This window comes from Methylobacterium sp. D54C (assembly GCF_053345595.1).
On record NZ_JBKFAK010000001.1, the window covers coordinates 1,005,096 to 1,021,209 of the forward strand.

The 16,114-nt window shown below is 68.5% G+C and carries 14 protein-coding genes; 8 read left to right on the forward strand and 6 right to left on the reverse strand.

What is annotated here, in order from left to right:
• Positions 1–123: 123 nt before the first annotated feature.
• The 5 genes from ACLBYB_RS05110 (at position 124) to ACLBYB_RS05130 (ending at position 5,946) form a co-directional block, all read left to right on the forward strand.
• The gene (locus tag ACLBYB_RS05110; protein WP_447680247.1) at positions 124–1,101 is read left to right on the forward strand and encodes an ABC transporter substrate-binding protein; all 978 of its coding nucleotides are present in this window, start codon (positions 124–126) and stop codon (positions 1,099–1,101) included.
• Positions 1,098–3,164 (forward strand): sensor histidine kinase, encoded by a 2,067-nt coding sequence (locus tag ACLBYB_RS05115; protein WP_447698094.1) that lies wholly within the window; start codon positions 1,098–1,100, stop codon positions 3,162–3,164. Before ACLBYB_RS05110 ends, ACLBYB_RS05115 begins: the two co-directional genes overlap by 4 nt.
• Entirely contained in the window at positions 3,161–3,559 is a 399-nt protein-coding gene (locus ACLBYB_RS05120) for a response regulator (protein WP_447698095.1), read from the forward strand. The genes ACLBYB_RS05115 and ACLBYB_RS05120 overlap by 4 nt, the downstream gene beginning before the upstream one ends.
• Entirely contained in the window at positions 3,556–4,821 is a 1,266-nt protein-coding gene (locus ACLBYB_RS05125; RefSeq protein ID WP_447698096.1) for an adenylate/guanylate cyclase domain-containing protein, read from the forward strand. The genes ACLBYB_RS05120 and ACLBYB_RS05125 overlap by 4 nt, the downstream gene beginning before the upstream one ends.
• A gap of 138 nt (positions 4,822–4,959) precedes the next feature.
• Positions 4,960–5,946 (forward strand): ABC transporter substrate-binding protein, encoded by a 987-nt coding sequence (locus ACLBYB_RS05130; protein WP_447698097.1) that lies wholly within the window; start codon positions 4,960–4,962, stop codon positions 5,944–5,946.
• Positions 5,947–6,009: 63 nt separating this feature from the next.
• Here the strand turns inward: ACLBYB_RS05130 and ACLBYB_RS05135 are convergent, their stop codons facing one another.
• From ACLBYB_RS05135 to ACLBYB_RS05150, 4 genes are all read right to left on the reverse strand, one after another.
• Positions 6,010–6,486, reverse strand: coding sequence for a YidB family protein (locus tag ACLBYB_RS05135; RefSeq protein ID WP_100253755.1), 477 nt, complete (start codon positions 6,484–6,486; stop codon positions 6,010–6,012).
• Between the two features lie 63 nt (positions 6,487–6,549).
• Positions 6,550–7,965, reverse strand: coding sequence for a TAXI family TRAP transporter solute-binding subunit (locus ACLBYB_RS05140; protein WP_447698098.1), 1,416 nt, complete (start codon positions 7,963–7,965; stop codon positions 6,550–6,552).
• Positions 7,966–8,059: 94 nt separating this feature from the next.
• The gene (locus tag ACLBYB_RS05145; RefSeq protein WP_447698099.1) at positions 8,060–8,263 is read right to left on the reverse strand and encodes a CsbD family protein; all 204 of its coding nucleotides are present in this window, start codon (positions 8,261–8,263) and stop codon (positions 8,060–8,062) included.
• A 220-nt stretch (positions 8,264–8,483) separates the two neighbouring features.
• A complete protein-coding gene (locus ACLBYB_RS05150; RefSeq protein ID WP_447698100.1) occupies positions 8,484–9,941 on the reverse strand; it encodes a helix-turn-helix transcriptional regulator in 1,458 nt (485 codons plus the stop codon).
• Positions 9,942–10,156: 215 nt separating this feature from the next.
• Here ACLBYB_RS05150 and ACLBYB_RS05155 point away from each other — a divergent pair, with 215 nt between their 5' ends.
• Positions 10,157–10,831 (forward strand): sigma-70 family RNA polymerase sigma factor, encoded by a 675-nt coding sequence (locus ACLBYB_RS05155; RefSeq protein WP_447698101.1) that lies wholly within the window; start codon positions 10,157–10,159, stop codon positions 10,829–10,831.
• 90 nt (positions 10,832–10,921) lie between these two features.
• On the opposite strand, the gene ACLBYB_RS05160 is transcribed toward ACLBYB_RS05155, so the two are convergent.
• Positions 10,922–11,419 carry a DUF6894 family protein gene (locus tag ACLBYB_RS05160; RefSeq protein ID WP_447698102.1) on the reverse strand — a complete coding sequence of 166 codons (498 nt, stop codon included), beginning with the start codon at positions 11,417–11,419 and terminating at the stop codon, positions 10,922–10,924.
• Positions 11,420–12,113: 694 nt separating this feature from the next.
• Between ACLBYB_RS05160 and ACLBYB_RS05165 the strand changes: the two genes are divergently transcribed.
• On the forward strand, positions 12,114–13,070 hold the full coding sequence (locus ACLBYB_RS05165) for a class I SAM-dependent methyltransferase (protein ID WP_447698103.1): 957 nt from the start codon (positions 12,114–12,116) through the stop codon (positions 13,068–13,070).
• Between the two features lie 350 nt (positions 13,071–13,420).
• Positions 13,421–14,107 (forward strand): hypothetical protein, encoded by a 687-nt coding sequence (locus ACLBYB_RS05170; protein ID WP_447698104.1) that lies wholly within the window; start codon positions 13,421–13,423, stop codon positions 14,105–14,107.
• A gap of 78 nt (positions 14,108–14,185) precedes the next feature.
• On the opposite strand, the gene ACLBYB_RS05175 is transcribed toward ACLBYB_RS05170, so the two are convergent.
• Positions 14,186–16,006, reverse strand: a complete 1,821-nt coding sequence (locus ACLBYB_RS05175; protein WP_447698105.1) for a hypothetical protein — start codon at positions 16,004–16,006, stop codon at positions 14,186–14,188.
• Positions 16,007–16,114 lie beyond the last annotated feature (108 nt).

The following is a 16,114-nucleotide window of genomic DNA, read 5'->3' on the forward strand; positions in this document are numbered from 1 at the left end:
TAACTGCGCGGCGGCTCGCGCGTGGTGTCGCAGTCGAGCGTACACTATGCTTCGGCAGTCGATCGCAGGGCGGGGCCTGAGCGCGCGGCGGGGCCGTGGGCGGGGATGTGGCGCGATGGTCCGATGAGGCGGCGAACCGTACTCGCTGGGTTGCCCCTGGCGTTCGCCGGGTGGCCGCGCGCCGTGCTGGCGCAGGGTCAGGCCCATATCGCGGCCCTCTGGCCGTTCGCGGAGGGCGATCCCGAGGGCCGGGTGCTGGCGGAATCGTTCCATGCCGGCCTGCGCGACCACGGTCATCCCGATCAGCGGGTCGAGGATCGCTGGACCGGTGCCGACCGCGAGCGCACGCGTCTCCTCGCGACCGAACTGGTGGCCGCACAGCCGCAGGTGATCTTCGCCTACCTCAGCGCGCAGCTCACGGCCGTGGCGGCCCTGACGAAGCAGATCCCGATCGTGTTCGTCGGCGCCTCGAACCCGGTCCGCTTCGGGTACGTGGAGAGTCTCCAGCGCCCGGGCGGCAACATCACCGGCTTCACGCTCTACGAGGCGCCGCTGGGCGGGAAATGGGTGGCGGCCCTCAAAGAGGCCGTTCCCAGCCTCAGGCACGTCACGCTCCTGTCCAATCCGAGCACCGAGATCCGCGGCGAGAACCTCTACGCCGAGCCGTTCCGCGCCACCGCGGCCGCGCTCGGGATCGAGCCGGTGGTGGTGAAGATCGACAAGGCGGCCGAGATCGAGCCGGTGATCGCCGCGCTCGCGCGGCAGGGCGACGGGGGCCTGATCGTCGCCCCCGGCACGTTCAGCGAGGCCAACGGCGACCACATCGTCGCGCTCACCACGAGTCTCCGGGTCCCCGCGGTCTTCGCGATCCGGCGTTTCGCCTACCGGGGCGGCCTGATGTCGTACGGACCGGATCCGGTGGAGACGGTCCGTCGGGCCGCTGCCTATGTCGGCCGCATCCTGCGCGGCGAGAACCCCGCGACCCTGCCGGTCCAGGCGCCCACGAAGTTCGACTTCATCGTGAATCTCAAGACGGCCCGCAGCATGGGCGTGACGATCTCGTCGGCGCTCCTCGCCCAGGCGGACGAGATCGTCGAATGACGGCGCCGCGCCCGACAGCCTCCCCGCCGGCCGCGACAGCGCCGCCGCGCTGGTTCCGCCTGCCGCTCGCGGGGAAGTTCGCGGTGGCCTTCGTGGGCCTCGTCAGCCTCGTGCTGCTCATCAACGGCGCCGTCGACCTGACGCTGAACTACCAAGACGCCAAGCGGACCGCGATCGAGACGCAGCGCACCAAGGCGCGCGCCGCCGCCGAGCGCGTCGACGCCTTCCTGTCCTCGATCGAGGGCCAGATCGGCTGGACGACGCGCGCCGAGTGGCGGCGCGTCTCCCCGGAGCAGCAGCGCTACGACTTCATCCGCCTGCTGCGCCAGGCGCCGGCCATCACGGAGGTGGCCTACCTCGATCCGGCCGGCAAGGAGCAGCTGCGCGTCTCCCGACTGGAGCCGGACTCCGTCGCCAGCGGCAAGGATTTCTCGACCTCGCCGCGCTTCACCCAGGCGCTCGCCCAGAAGACGTGGTTCGGCCCGGTCTATTTCCGGCGCGGGTCCGAGCCGTACATGACCGTCTCGGTGGCCCATGCCGGCCGCGACCCGGGCGTGACCGTCGCGGAAGTCAATCTCAAGCTGATCTGGGACGTGGTCAGCGCGATCAACGTCGGCGAGCACGGCTACGCCTTCGTGACGACGGCGACCGGTCGCCTGATCGCGCACCCGGACCTCAGTCTCGTCCTGCGCGACACCGACCTCTCCGGCCTGCCCGAGGTCGCGGCGGCTCTGCCCGGCTCCCGCATGGCGGGTCAGGACTACGAGATCACGACCGGCCTCGACGGCGGCTGGGTGCTGGCGGCCCACGCCACCATCCCGCGGGTCGACTGGATCGTCTTCGTGCAGGAATCGCTGCGCGACGCCATGGGGCCGGCGCTCGAATCCGTGATCCAGACCACGTCGCTGATGGGTCTCGGCGTCCTGCTGGCGGCGGTGGCGGGCACCTTCCTCGCGCGGCGCATGGTCGTGCCCATCCGCGAGCTCGAGGACGGGGCGGAGCGGTTCGGCGCGGGCGACCTGTCCGAGCGGATCGTGATCCGCACCGGCGACGAGATCGAGACCCTCGCGCACCGGTTCAACACGATGGCGAGCCGGGTCCAGGATTCCTACGAGACGCTCGAGGCCAAGGTGGAGGAGCGGACCCGCGACCTCAACCGGTCGCTCGACGATCTCCAGCGGGCTCAGAGCCGGCTCGTCCAGTCCGAGAAGCTCGCCTCGCTCGGACAGCTCACCGCCGGCATCGCCCACGAGATCAAGAACCCGCTGAACTTCGTCAACAACTTCGCGTCGCTCTCGAACGAGCTGGTGGACGAGCTGCGGGAGGTGCTCGAACCGACCACCCTCGACACGGACACGCGCGCGGAGGTCGAGGAGCTCGCTGGCCTGCTCAAGAGCAATCTCGAGAGGGTCGTCCAGCACGGCAAGCGCGCGGACTCGATCGTCAAGAACATGCTGCTGCACTCGCGCACCGGGTCCGGCGAGCATCGCCCGGTCGAGGTCAACGCGCTGGTCGAGGAGAGCCTGAATCTTGCCTATCACGGGGCCCGTGCGGCGAAACCCGGCTTCAATGTGACCCTCGTGCGCGATTACGATCCGGCGGCCGGCCTCGCCGACCTGTACCCTCAGGAGATCACGCGGGTCCTGCTGAACCTGATGTCGAACGGATTCTACGCCACCGAGAAGCGGGCCGCCGACGGCGAACCCGGCTATGCACCCACGCTCTCGGTCGCCACCCGGGACCGGGGCGACGGCGTCGAGATCCGCGTGCGCGACAACGGCACCGGCATCCCGGACAGCGTCAAGGCCAAGATGTTCGACCCGTTCTTCACCACCAAGCCGGCCGGCGAGGGAACGGGGCTCGGCCTGTCGCTGAGCCACGACATCCTCGTCAAGCAGCACGGCGGAACGGTTGACGTCGCCACGGAACCGGGTGCCTTCACGGAATTCATCATCACCCTGCCGCGGCAGAGTGTTACGCCGGACGCGCCGCCTCGGCCACCGACCGTGGCGGCGACCGAGCCGGCGACCGAGGCGGCGACCGAGACTGAGAGCCAGCCATGAACGTCCTGATCCTCGTCGTCGATGACGAACCCGACGTGACAGACCTGTTCCGGCAGCAGTTTCGCCGCGAGCTGCGCGCCGGACGCTTCGCGATGGCCTTCGCGCACTCGGCCGCGGAGGCCCTGGAGCGGATCAAGGGCTCGAACGAGCCGAGCCTGATCCTGATGCTGTCGGACATCAACATGCCGGGGATGACCGGCCTCGAATTGCTGCCGCTGGTGCGCGCGGCCCGGCCCGACGTGCCGGTGATCATGATCACGGCCTACGGCGACGCCGAGACGCGCGAGAAGGTCCGCGCTGCCGGCGCCGTGGGCCTGATCACCAAGCCGATCGACTTCGCCGTTCTGAAGGCCGAGATCGATCGCCGTCTGTCCGCCTTCGCGGGGACCGAATGACGCCCGGCGCCCCGAGCGCCAAGATCCTCGTCGTCGACGACGAGCCGGATCTCGAGGCGCTGATCACCCAGAAGTTCCGCCGCCAGATCCGGCAGGGCCTCGTCACGTTCCTGTTCGCCCACGACGGGCAGGAGGCGCTGGACCGCCTGGCCGAGAGCCGCGACGTCGATCTGGTCGTTTCCGACATCAACATGCCGCGGATGGACGGGCTGACCCTGCTCGCCAAGCTGCAGGAGCTGGCCGAGCGCCCCTCGATCATCATCGTTTCGGCCTACGGCGACATGGCGAACATCCGCACGGCGATGAACCGGGGCGCCTTCGACTTCCTGACGAAGCCGATCGACTTCGCCGACCTCGAGACGACGATCGAGCGGACGCTGCGCCACGTCGAGGACCTGCGCGAGGGGCGGCGGCGGCAATCGCTCGCCGAGCGGGCCCACGCCTCCCTGGCCCGGTACTTCTCGCCGAACCTCGCCGAGCGGCTCGCGGGGGACGCGTCGGGCCTCGAACTCGGCGGCCACCGCCGCGACGTGGCCTCCCTGTTCACCGACATCGCGGGCTTCACCGGCCTCGTGGAGAGCCTCGACCCGGCGCAGCTCGCCGAGATCCTCAACGGCTACTTCGCCGAGATGACCGACGTGGTCTTCGCCCACGAGGGGACGGTGGCCAAGATCGTCGGCGACGCCCTGCACGTCCTGTTCGGCGCGCCGGGGGATCAGCCGGACCACGCGGCGCGGGCGGTGGCCTGCGCCCTCGCCCTGGACGAGGCGGCCGAGGGCTTCCGCAATCGCTGGCGCGCGCGGGGAATCGAGATCGGCGTGACGCGGATCGGCGTTCATGCCGGCCCGGCGATCGTGGGCAATTTCGGCGGCGGCCGCTACTTCGACTACACGGCCTACGGCGACACCATCAACACGGCCGCCCGTCTGGAGAACGCCAACAAGGCCTTCGGCACGCGGATCTGCGTCAGCGACGCCGTCGTGATCCGCGCCGGACAGTTCCGCGGCCGCCCCCTTGGCGACCTCCTCCTGCGCGGCAAGCAGACGGCCCTGCGCGCCTACGAACCCCTGACGGAAGCAGCCTGCGGCGACGCGCTGCTCGCCCAGTACCAGGACGCCTACGCCAAGCTCGATACCGGGGAGGCCGGCGCGCTGGCCGCCTTCGCGGCCCTGGTCGGTCTGCGCCCCGACGACGGGGTGGCGGCCTTCCACCTGAAGCGGCTGCTGAACGGCGGCAGCGGCAGTCGGGTCGAGGTCCGCTGAGTCGCGCGCGCCCGGCTTCCCCGTCGCCCGCCCCGATAGCCCCGCCTTAAGGCAGCGCCTATTACCGTCCGAGGGCGTGCGATCGGAATCCCTCTCGATCGGCGATGCTCGGAACGGGTTCGGACGGGAGACCGGCGGATGAGACGGCGCGACGTCATCGCGGCCCTCGGCGGCGCGGCCGCGTGGCCGGCCCTCGCCGCCGCGCCGGCGAAGGGTCAGCGTCGCCTGGGGATCCTGCTGGTCTACGGCGCGGCGCATCCCGACAGTCCCGTCATCGTCGAGACGCTGAAGGAGAGCCTGAAGCGGGCCGGCTGGATCTGGGGTGAGAACCTCACGGTCGACCTGCAGTACGGCAACGGCGACGCCGAGCGGATGCGCGTCCAGGCGGAGGAGATCGTCGCCCGCGCGCCCGACGTGGTGCTCGCGCAGGGCGTCGTCGGCGCGACCGCGCTCCAGCGGGCGACCACGACGGTTCCGATCGTCTTCATGATGCTTCAGGACCCGGTCGGCGGCGGCTTCGTGACGAACCTGTCGCGGCCCGGCGGGAACCTCACCGGCTTCACCAACTTCGACTTCGTCCTCGTCGGCAAGTGGCTGCAGCTCCTGAAGGAACTCAGCCCCGGCGTGACGCGGGCGCTCGCCCTCATCAACCCCGATTACCGGGCGCGCTTGGCGGGCTACACGGCCGAGATGGCCCGGATCGGCCCGGCACTCGGGATCGATGCCCGGATCGCGGGCGTGCACGACGCGGCCGAGATCGAGGCGGCGATCGCCGGCTTCGCCGCCCAGCCGAAGGGCGGCCTCATCGCGCTGCCGGACGCGGTGACCGGGGTGTACGGCCAGCTGATCGTCGATCTGGCGGCGACCCACCGCCTGCCGGCCGTGTACGCCTACGCGGCGCCGGTCCATCTCGGCGGCCTCGCCGCCTACACGACCAGCGTCGAGCAGGACGTGCAGCGGGCGGCGGGCTACATCGATCGGATCCTGCGCGGCGCGGTGGTCGGCGACCTGCCGGTGCAGGCGAGCGAGCGCTTCATCACCCTGCTCAACCTGACGACGGCCGCCTCCCTGGGATTGACCATCTCGCCCTCGCTGATGGCGAAGGTGGACGAGCTGGTCGAGTAGCGGCCGCCGGAACCGGTGCCGGTCGTCGCGGCGGCACCGCCGCGACGACCGCGATGGAGCGGATCAGCTGAAAGCCGGCAGGCGTCCGTCGGGCGAGTAGCGGTCGATGGCCGAGGGCAGGTCGCGCGAGAGGCGCGCCAGCAGCTCGCTCTTGCTCAGGCCGGTGCGCTGCTCCAGGGCCGCCAGCGTGTCCGGTCCGATGGCGCGCTCCAGATCCGCGGTCGGGATGTCGCGGTTCGGCCCGTGATTGATCCAGGACTGGGCCGTCTCGGCGTGGCCGCCCTTGGTGAAATGGTCGACCAGCTCGGTCAGGCCCCCGGCGATGAGGCCGCCGACGCCGCCCGCGCTGGCGCCGCCGAGGAGCCGATCCAGGTTCGCCGGGATGGTCGAGCTCGTCGCGGGCGGGACCTGCGGCGCCGGCGACCGGGACGCGTCCTTGGCGTGGCCGCCGAGCCACTCGGCGATCCGGTCGCGGTTCTGGTAACCGGCCACGGCCAGCAGGCCCAGCAGGGCGGTCATCGAAGGGTATCCCTTGCTCATCGCGTCGTCCTCTTGAGGCGGGCCCTCGGCCCGGGTGGTACGGCGGTCATCCGCCGCAATGGGTCAGGCCCCGCTCGGGCCCGCGTCGCTCGCGACCGTCCGGCCAGCCAACGCGGACCCGTCCTCCGCGCTCCGTCCGGTCGTGATGGCGCGCTTGACCGTCGAGCGGGCGGCGTCGATGGCGATGGCCGCGGCCGACATGGTCCGCGCCTCGGTCGGTCGCTCGAGGGCGTGCTTGGCGATGTCGCCCGCGAGGTCGTCGATCTCCCGGGCGAGGCTCTCGAGACGCGCCGGGTCGGTCGTCTCCTGCGCCTCCTGGCGGATCCTCAGCAAGCGGTCCGTCGCTTCCTCGACGCGCTCCCGGCGCAGGCGCGACAGGCGCTGACCGATCCAGGCGAGCGCGGAGCCGATACCGCCGCCGAGGAAGGCGAGCAGGTAGATCCAGGTCTCGTAGCGCTCGATGAAGCTCTGCTGCTCGCGCTCGTAATAGTCGACGGCGCCGGGATGGATCGGCAGCCGGGCGCTCGTCGCGCCGACGGTCCCGTCATAGGCGGGCGCCTGGAAATAGTCGGCCGCGGGCGTGACGTTGGCCATGGCGCTGCGCAGCTCGAACAGGTGCTGAGTGACGTCGGCTGCCACCGAACGGGCGAGGTTCGCGCGCGCCATCAGGCGGTACGAGGCGCCGACCGTGTGAACCTCCGCGTCGGGCACCTTGGGGCTGCCGCCGAAGGTCTCGGCCGGCATGGTGACGACCTGCAGCCGCGGCAGACGGGCAACGATCGCCTCGGCGTTCTCGACATCCACGAAGGAGATCTTGCGATCGCGGCTGGCCGCCTGGACGAGGCCGACGATCCGCTGCGCCGTCGGCGCGGTCGGCGCGATGACCGAGATCACCGCGTCGACCCGCTTCCGGGCGAAGGCCGCGCCCAGGTCGCTCTCGGCCATCTCGACCAGGGCGACGTGGCGCGGCGGCAGCGCGCCTGCCGGCTCGGTGGTCACCAGCGTCAGACCGTAATGCTCCAGCATGGCGCGGATGAGCGCCTCGTCGGCGTCCCTGTGGGCCAGGATCGCCAGGCGCTTGCGGTCGAGATCGGGGAAGCGGGCGATCCCGGCGGATTCCGGCGACGCGATGATCATCGCCTGGTCGCGCAGGATCGCCAGCGTCAGGCCATTATCCGGAAGCTCCACATCCGGCCGCACGATCGCCAGATCGGCGCGGCCGTCGCCCAGCGCCTCGGCGCTGTCGCGCACGTCGTCGAAGGGCAGGATCTTGAGGCGGATCTCCTTGTGGCGCTTGGCCAGGGCGTCCGCGTAGGCCTGGATCAGGGCCGGCTCGGTTCCGTCCTTCGGCGCGACAGCGATCGTCAGGACGGTGGCCCGCGACGCCCAGTAGGCCACGCCCGCGCCGACGCTCAGCAGGATGGCCAGCATCAGGAAGACGAATTCCTGACGCAGGAAGAGGCTGGCGAAGCGCCGCATCGGCTCTGCTCTCGCGCATCGAGCGGCCAGGCCCGGCACCGTGCCGGGCAAGGGCCTGAGGGCGGCGCCGAGGGGACGGCGCCGCGGGACGGGCTCAGTGCTTGCCGGTGATCTTGTCGGCGACGGACTTGGCGCCGTCCTTGACGTCGCCGACGGTCTTCAGCGCCTCGCCCTTCAGCTCCTGCGCCTTGCCCTCGGCCACCAGCTTGTCATTGCCCGTCGCCTTGCCGGCCGCCTGCTTGACGTTGCCCACCGCCTCGTTGGCCAGGCCCTTGATCTTGTCGGTCGTGCTGCTCATCGCGTGCGCTCCTTCACGGTCGTGGTGGTGGTCGTACTCGTCGGTCGAGAGCTCCGGTCGGGCGCGCGGCCCACCGGGATAGACGGCCCCCGCATGCACGCGGGGGCCGAGGGGATCACCCGGTGACCGGAGAACGGTCCGCCGACGGTGAGATGGCGGTCAGATGATGGCGACGTCTGGTGGATCAATAGTTCCAAATTACCAGTATAATGAAATTCAGCTACCGGGGCCCCTGGAGTGGAAATCCGTTCTCCCGGCCCCAAACAACCGCTTCGGTCCGCCGATGGACTCCGAGCTTCCGGTACAGTGCGGCGCCGTGATTGCGCACCGTGTTGCGCGACAGCCCCAGCTTGCGCGCGATCGCGTCGTCGCCGAGCCCCGAGCAGATCAGGTTGAGGATCTGGCGCTCGCGCACGGTCAGGTTCGGCGCCCCCGCGTCGCCGCCCTCCCGGCCAGGCCGGCGCAGGTTCGCCAGCTTCTCGATCAGCCCGCGGCTGAACCACGACGTGTCGGCCATCACCGTCTCGATCGCGTCGAACAGCTCCCGCTCCGAGTGCTTGCGCTCGGTGATGTCCTGCAGCACCAGCAGAAGGAAATCGGCGTCGTTGATCGTGATCCGCTCGGCCGAGACCAGGCAGTCGAGGTTCGCGCCGCTCTCGTGGCGCAGGCAGACCTCGAGACCCAGCACGTAGCCCTCGCTCACCAGCCTCTTCTCGAAGGCTTCCCGCTGAGACGACGTCACCCAAAGGCCGGCCTCATCCAGCGAGCGGCCGACGACGCGGTCCTCGCCCAGGCCGAAGACCCGGCTGAACGCCTCGTTCACGCCCGTGACCTGACCGTCGTCGGCCCGCACCAGCACGGTCGGGATCGGCGTCAGCCTGAACGCCTTGGCGAAGCGCTCCTCGCTCTGCCGCAGGGCGGCCTCGGCCTTCCGGCGCAGTTCCAGGTCCGCGAAGGTGAACAGCATGCAGGGCTCGTCGCCCATCTCGATCGGCTGCCCGGCGACGATCACGAAGCGACGCCCGCCGTCGGGCAGGTCGAGGCAGGCCTCCATCTGCGGGATCGTGCCGCCCGCATTGAGCCGCGCGACGGCGAGGTCGCGGTTGCGCGCGCCGGCCAGGACGTCGACCTCGTAGACGCTGCGGCCGATGACGGCGTCGCGGGTGTAGCCGGTCATCTCCAGGAAGCCGAGATTGACCCTGACGTGGCGCAGGTCGGACAGCCGCGTTATCACGGCCGGGGCCGGGTTGGCGTTGAACGTGCGCTCGAACCGCTCCTCGGCCTCGAACTGGTCGGAGACGTCCTTCAGGATCAGCGCCAGGCAGCTCGGGTTGCCGTCGCGGTCGGTGGCGACCAAGCCTCTGAGGGAGTGAACGAACTCGACACCGGGCCGGTCTGTCCGCGTGACCTCGACCACCACGTCGTGGAAAGTCTCGCCGGCGATCACGCGCTCGATCGGGTAGTTCTCCGGCTCGTGGTTGTTGCGGTAGCGGAGGCAGAAGCGGTCGCGATAGGCGTCGACGGTGGGGCCGAGCTCGTCGAGGCTCTCGGCACCGTGCATCGCCAGGGCGGCCGCGTTGGCGTAGGCGATGGTCTGGTCGGGCTCGACCAGGATCACGCCCTCGCTCAGGCCGGCGATGATCTGCCGGAGCTCATGCCTGTCGACACCCGCCGTCACGATCCGTCCGGTCCCCGCCGCCTCGACGCCGCGCCCCTCGCAGCGGGGCACAAACGGGTTGCGCGCAAGCAGGTTCCGCCCGATCCGCAATTTTCACTGGTATACCTGCATCATTGACCTCGTCGAGATCAACCAGAGATAAGTTCGCAGCCCTCCCGCGAGATGTCGTGCCCGTCGCGACGCTGTCTCCACCCCATCGAGCCCAGAGCTTCACCGTGAAGCCCGCTGTCGAAGAGCGCGATCCGGCCGGCGCGTCCGTTCCCGTCATCTCGTATATCCAGGCGCAACTCGGTCATCGGCTGCGCCAGTACTATTCAGAAGTTGCGCCGATCGAGATGAGCTCACGGCTGGCCGGCGTGCTGGGCCGCCTGTCCGCGGCCCTGGATGCCGCCGAGTCCGAACGGCAGGTTCCCGGTGCGTTCAAGGACGATCTGATCGCCCTGGTGCCGCGCCTGCGCCGCTACGCCCTGTCGCTGACGTTCGACGGCGTCGAGGCCGACGATCTCGTGCAGTTCACGCTGCTCAAGGCGTGGGAGCACCGGCAGCGCTTCCAGCCCGGCACGAGCCTGGTGGCCTGGCTGTTCACGATCTTGCGCAACGGCTTCATCAACGGACGACGCAAGCGACGCTTCGAGGTTCCCGATCCCGACGGCGCGCACGCCGTCACCCTCTCCGAACCGGCCGCCCAGGAGCACAGCATGGGCCTGAAGGAGGTCCGGGCCGCGATCGACCGGCTCGACCCGGCCTATCGCGAGGCGCTGATCCTCGTGGCCGTCGACGGTCTATCGTATGAGGCCGCGGCCTCCGTGATCGGGTGCCCGGCGGGCACGGTGAAGAGCCGGGTCAGCCGCGCCCGCGACCGCCTGCTTCACGAGCTGGGCGAGCGCTGACACACGCGCGACTCCGGTGGCGAGCGCAGGATGTTGGGCCATCGTCGCCAGCCGGGCGATCGCCGGGAGGCGAACGCGGCCCCCGATCGATCAGGCGGAGCGGCGGTCCGGCCGCGTCTCCGCGGGCGTCCGCTCGATGGGCAGGCGCGCGACCGAAGTCCCTCTGGCATCGCGCACGACCAGCACCCAGTCCTCCGCGTAGCCCTCGTCGGCGAGCTCCTGGACCATGTCCCGGATCACGCTCCGGGCGTCGTCGAGCGCTTGGTCGATGCTCGTTGCCTCGATGCCGATCTCGTCCTTGATGATCTCGCGGCCGTGCTCGATGTCGAAGTAGAGGCGCCGCGGAACGAGCCGAAAGTCGCTGCGATCGCCGCTCGTGAGCCTGTCGATGTCGAAGATCTTCGCCGGATCCTGCGAAGTCCGGGACCTCGCGACCTTCAGGAGCGCGAGTCCGCCACCCACCAGTACGGCGACTGCACTGGCGACACAGGACGCGAGTATTACCGTGTAGAAGCCGAACGTTTGCCAGCCAGAGGCAAGCACAGGCAATCCGCCGCACAGGGCGGCTAAGATGACAACCAGCGGCATCCCCCCGGCCCTCGATCGCGCGTTGGCTCTCCGATGTGGGGTATACGGCAAAACTCCGGTCCGCAAGAACGCCCTGACAATCGGTGCGCGTTCGACGGGACGGGCTGAAATTAACGCTACTCAAGCGACCGACGGATCGAGTATCCCGCGTGAAGAGCGAACACAGGGCGCCGAAATCCGTCTTGCGCGGTAGCTGGTCGATGGTTCATCCAGCGATCGGAACGCGGTCGAGCGCTCGGATCGCGAGATCTGGCGCACGCGGAGAGGCACAATCTCGTGAGCCTGCACGTGTCGACCGACGGGACCTCGCGCGCCACGCGCCGCGCAGTCTGATCGAAAGCCTATCGGATCTCAGCGGCGCCTTCGCCCGGGCCGGTAATGGATACGTCGCCGATGTCCCATGCCGTCGGCCATCCGGCGCGCCCAATCACAATGACAGCATCCCCGCGCAACCCGGCCATAAATCAACCCGGAGTTGTTGTCGGCAATCTCATAATATAAGAATACGATCTGAAACACTAACTTCTGCGCGAAATTTCTCAATTATACAGCGATTCGTCCACAGGCGGCTCCGACGAAATCCTCACGTGAATGTATTTTTCTCTCTGCTTGGCTTAAGATATCTCTGAACAGTGGAGATGCGCGATCACGCCTGTCGTTCTGTTGGGCTCGTGCGCGTTAACGGAGTGGGTTGGTGGACAACAGCGACGCGGCTCGCGCGACGACTATCGAGCAGCCCGACCTCCCACTCTCCGATCGGGTCGCGGCCATCGACGCCAAGCTCGACGATCTCTTGGGACGCATCTCGGCGCTGCAGACACACTGCTACTATGACTCGATCAATTGGAATAACTTTAAGGCTCGATTCGATCGATTCGTCCTCGAATGCGAGGATCGGCAGCGAGATATCTTGGAGACCTTGATCAGAGGAAGCGAGGTCGAAGCAGTCGACTTGCGTGTCGCGACAGCGAACCCGCTTGCCGGCGACACGCCTGACCATCTGTTTCCGCGAGGCACAGCCGCTGACAACACGCGCTCGCCCCGCTTCGTCGCGGCGTGCGAAACCCATTTCGGTTTCCCCTTGCGTCACCTCGATATCGGTTCGGCCGGCGGAGGGCTCGTCTGGGATTTCACACGGCGCGGACATTTCTCGATCGGGATCGAGGGATCGGACTGGTCGCGGAAGGAGCAGCGCGCCGAGTGGCGCACCATTCCGGACCGGCTGTTCACTGCCGACGTACGTTTCCCGTTTCGCGTCGAGGACGGCGCCGGCGCGGTCCAGCAGTTCGATCTGGTGACGGCCTGGGAGTTGTTCGAGCACATACCGGAAACGGACCTGCCCACACTGCTGCATTCGATCCACCAGCACCTGAGACCGGGCGGAGTCGTGGTGGCCTCCATCGCGACCTTCGCGGATTGCGACGCGGCGGGTCACGGGTTTCACGCGACGATCCGCGATCGCACTTGGTGGGAGACCGCCTTCGCGGCGTCAGGACTTGACCCGGTCCAGAGCCCGTTCCAGCTTCGCGACTATCCGCGTGGTTCGGGCAATCCCCGCGCCTTCGACTGGGACGCACACGCCAATCCGGAACTCGGCTTCCATATCGTAGCCAGACGTCAACCGGAAAACGCACCGCGGACAGGCATGTAGATCACGTCTCGATCCGGTGATGGCCCGGCATCCACCAGCCTCGATGCGCGATGGCCTGCGGCGGACGCTTCGCAATACCGCGCCTCCACTCCATCGCGCATGGCGAGGATCGGATCCGGTCCCCCGCGAACGATCAACGCGCGCGGCTGGAGCGAGCCACCGACACGCGGAGCTATCGACGTAGCGCGGAAGCCCGCGGAAGCTGCGGGGTTCAAGATCGAACTTGCGCCGCGAGCCAGCGACACATCTGACGCTGAGACTTTCGTGCCAGCTCGAAATCGGTTCGCCGGGCTTGCGGCCTCACCCGCAATGGTAGACCGAGCACGAGCCCTGACGTGCTCGGATGGCCCATGAAGTTCCGATTGCCCCTCTCATCCAATCAGCGCCGCCCCCTGTTCGGCAACCCGCTCCCCGGCTTCGACCCGGCCTACTACCTTGATCGCAACCCCGATGTTCGCGAAGCCGGCCTGGATCCGCTGAAACACTTCCTCGAACATGGCTGGAAGGAAGGGCGTGACCCGAGCCCAGGTTTCAGCACGACAGGCTATCTGGCCGCGAACCCGGACGTTGCTGTCGCGGAACAGAACCCGCTGCTCCACTTTCTGCAGAACGGTCTTGCCGAAGGACGAAGCGGTTTCGCCCGCGCCGCCTTGTCGATGGGTGCGGTGACACAGACCGGATCTGCACCGGCTCACGGCGCGCCCGCGTCGCCGGGAGGGCATGATCCCGTATCGCTGCAGGGCTTCATCGACGAGGCCGACCACAGCCGGATCCGCGGCTGGGCCTTCACGCCCTCCACCCCTCACTCACCGACCGTGATCGCCATCGTCGTCAATCAATCAACCGTGAATACGGTCATCGCGGGCAAATTTCGTCCGGATCTACGCGAGGCGGGTATCGGCAACGCGCATCACGGCTTCACATACGCGTTCTTTCCACCGCTGCGCAAAGACGTGGAGCAGACCATCGTGCTTCGCCGCAGCGCGGATGGCCAGGAATTGGCCCGGGCTGTCCTGCCTCCGGGGCGTCAGCTCTGATCGACGGGTTCTCCCCGCTCGCAGGAAAGGAGCTTTGCGGCCGACCCCAGACCGCGATCATGGAAGCAGGCTTGGGCGTCAATCCTTGCATTCCAGATCGCCGGTGAGCAGAGGCTGGGCATTGGCGGTCGCCGGCACCGTCCCGTCCATACTGTAGATGTAGACTTTCGGATCGGCGAAACCGATCCGTCCCTGCATGGATCGACCGGTCGCCCGGTCGAATCCTGTCAGGACCGTATCCTTGAACGGCAGGCAGGGAAGCGATGCGGTGATGTAGCCCGAGCCGCCGACCACCCTGACGTCGAGCCGGATGCCGAGGATCTCGCGACCGAATCGGCGGTAATCGGCCGTTGCCGAAACAGTCGCGGCGGCTGTACCACCGCGGGCGACGACGGGCGTGTAGACGGTTCGCGCGAGGTTCGTCGTAAAGCCCGTATTCCCGATGGGCTGGCCGCTGTCATCGGTAATATTGACGCCCGCACCATCTTCCCATTTCGGCGGCGCCTCACCGCTCTCGGTATTGTATTTGGCTACGACATTTCTGACGCTCGGCCGAGCGCCCCCGCGCGCGACCAGGCCGCCCGTGGCGGAGATCGTACCGAAGCGATTGGCCCGCGCGGCGGACGGCGACGTCCAGGCTCCGGCCTTCAGGTCGATCCCGATTCCGGTCCGTCCTTCGCGATCGGCGCGGATGAAGATGAACTCGTTGGTATCCGCGTTGCCGATCTCGAACCCTGTTCCCTCTTGGGTCAGCGTCAGAACGTTGATCCACTGACTGGAGTTGGTGTCGAGCCAAGGCGATCCAGGGCCGATGCGGACGCCCTGCGCGCGCAGGCTCGCTCTGCCCTGCTGCGTCACGCGCAGCTTCCACTCGTTCTGCGACGTATCGAGGAACGAGGACGCGGCGTTGCCGGAGTTGGCGACGGTGATGGTCACGTCCCGTGTCCCACCGATGTCGGAAGGCCGGACAGTCAGGACATCGCCCAACACGTAATTCGATCCTCCTTCCGTAACGTCGATGGTGGACACGGACCCGTCCTTGACCGTGATCGTCGCTTTGGCGCCCTCTCCTGTGTCGATGCCGGCGCTAACCAGGGAAACACCGGAGTAGGTCCCGCTCCGGCCGCCGGAACCGGGTGTGAACGCCGCCCAGACGGATCCCGTGAGGAGGCCCTTGGCGAGGGGACCACGAGCCTCGTCGACGTCGATATCGACGCCCGGGCCGGTCGTGTCCCGCACCATGATGTCGATCCTGGAGTTCTTCAGCCCGCGCACCAGCAGTCCGGTCTTCGCTCGTCCATTCCCGTTCAGCGTCAGGTCCGAGAGCGTGACGGCGGTCACCGGTGTCTGAGGTGTCATGCTCCGAAGATCGAGCATCGCGACACCGAGCGCTCCGACCCATTTCAGCTCGGTTCCCGCGATGGAGAAGGCGCCTGCGCCCTGGCCGATGATCTTGATGCGGGACATGTTGGGCGCACGCAGCGACGTCGCGCATCGGGCGACGCCGGGAGGCAGGACCAGGGTCCCGCCTCCGCGAGCGTCGAGGAAGGCCGACGCGGCGTTGATGGCGGGACACACGTCCGCGGATTCTGTCCACGTCTTGCCATCACCGTGGGCGGCAAAATCATCGTATGTCGCCAGGACGGCCCTGAACTTGGCGACGAGCGGGCTGTCGACCGGGTCCGCCAGCTGGTCGAGACTCACGACGCTGCCGCTCGGCAGGGTCGCCGCCGCATTCGCCTCGGATCGCGCGTCGCTCGAACCGCGCCACTGTCTGCCATTCTCGGCAGGACGAGGCCGCTCCGGTTCGTGCGCGGGAGGAACAGTTCGCGCATCCAGGGCCCAAGCGCGAGCTGCATTCAGCGCGAGGCACAGGGCGATGAGGTGACCGCGGCGCATAGTCCAGATCCCATTTTCCGCGTGTTTCCCGCGCGACGCCACGCGCCGCGTGGCGGGGCCCGCCTGTGCCAGGGTGGAGCCGTCCGTGATACGATGGCATACGAGTGC